Origin of the sequence: Vibrio sp. 10N.222.49.C9, from assembly GCF_041474985.1 — a bacterium.
GTDB lineage: Bacteria > Pseudomonadota > Gammaproteobacteria > Enterobacterales > Vibrionaceae > Vibrio > Vibrio crassostreae_C.
On sequence record NZ_JBFRVD010000109.1, the window covers coordinates 1 to 334 of the forward strand.

Annotated in this window: 1 pseudogene; it reads right to left on the bottom strand. The window is 46.4% G+C overall.

What is annotated here, in order from left to right:
• Window positions 1–334: pseudogene (locus tag AB4585_RS22150) on the bottom strand (sugar transporter); the annotation flags it as partial.

The window sequence follows — 334 nt, forward strand, 5'->3', positions numbered from 1 at the left end:
CGGTTGTACTGTTCAATCGGAGCGGCTGTAACATAAACGACGTCATAAGGCTCAAGTTCAAACTCTGTACCAGTCACCAAGGCCGCCGCATCAGTGATATCAAGTTGGTAAACGTTAGCAATGATCTTTTCTGGACGAGGTGTTTTACCTTGTGCAGCGAGCTCTTGCTTTTCTTGTTCTAGTTTTTGTTTTTCTTCTACCGATAATGAGTCATCACGGACCTCGGCTAAATACTCTTCGTGTTGCTTGTCTCGTTGTGCGCTACGAAACACAAAAACACCCGTTGCATTCGCGGCTAACTCATTGATACCACCCACTCCACTCAACGCTTCCG